This window comes from Nocardia cyriacigeorgica NBRC 100375 (assembly GCF_000308555.1).
In the GTDB taxonomy this organism is placed as follows: Bacteria; Actinomycetota; Actinomycetes; order Mycobacteriales; family Mycobacteriaceae; genus Nocardia; species Nocardia cyriacigeorgica.
This window is the reverse complement of record NZ_BAFY01000294.1, coordinates 1-883: the sequence shown is the minus strand read 5'-3', so window position 1 is coordinate 883 and position 883 is coordinate 1. Positions and strand designations below refer to the sequence as shown.

Sequence of the window (883 nt, the reverse complement as noted above, 5' to 3'; positions counted from 1 at the left end):
GACCGAGACAGGTTGGATCGTGCAGGGCTGGGTCGTCACCGATCCTGAAGTTCTCGCTCGCATGGACATTCCGGACGGCGAGACATGTGTCGAGATCCCAGATCGGCTCGTCCCGTACTTCTTCCGCGAACCTCAGGCTGCCAGTGACAGCAATCAGTGACGACGAATTCGACCGACTACTCACCGAGTTCGAGCACAGTGCTGTGCATCTGGAGACCCGGGATGCCTATGGCACCGAGGTCGAGCTACCGCATATGGCGAAGTGGGCAGCCGGTGAACACGACGACTTAGCCTGGCTTGATGACTGGTGCGATACTCTGCGCCGCCACGTCGCCGCAGGCCGCAGTGTCCGACGAGCGCGGATCGTGTCGGAGCCGCTGTCGTCGTATCAGCGGTGGTCGTACTCGATCGCCCACCCGATGGTCGACGCAGGTGAAGATATTCGGTGGGTGCCGCGTCGGCGCCTGGATTCCGTGGCTATTCCCGGCAACGATTTCTACGTGCTCGACAACGAGATGGTGATCTTCCTGCACTATTCGGGTGACGGCATGGGGGTCGATAAGGTCGTGTCAACCGACCCTGGAGATATCGAGTTGTGCCGGACAGCGTTCGAGTCGGTGTGGGAGAGGGCGATTCCACACCATGACTACCAGCCCGTCTAGCTCCGCCCAGGATGCCAGGCGCGCACTCGGCCTCCGATTGCGCGGCCTGCGCACGGGCGCGGGCCTTACTATCCGCGAGTTGGCCGCGGAATTATCCGGTGGCAGGCACCACACTCGGATCTCGAAGATCGAGAACGGCCATCAGCTACCCACCGCTCGTGACATCGCCGAGTGGTGTCGCATCACCGGCGCCGCAGATGAAGAGCCCGATCTCCTGGCCA

General features: G+C 62.3%; 2 protein-coding genes. Both read left to right on the top strand.

What is annotated here, in order from left to right:
- The first annotated feature begins 143 nt into the window (after positions 1-143).
- Positions 144-662, top strand: coding sequence for a DUF6879 family protein (locus RJ05_RS26075; protein ID WP_036541883.1), 519 nt, complete (start codon positions 144-146; stop codon positions 660-662).
- Positions 643-883 (top strand): helix-turn-helix domain-containing protein (locus tag RJ05_RS33045; RefSeq protein WP_036541881.1); only part of this gene is annotated, 241 nt, incomplete at its 3' end. The genes RJ05_RS26075 and RJ05_RS33045, both read left to right, overlap by 20 nt.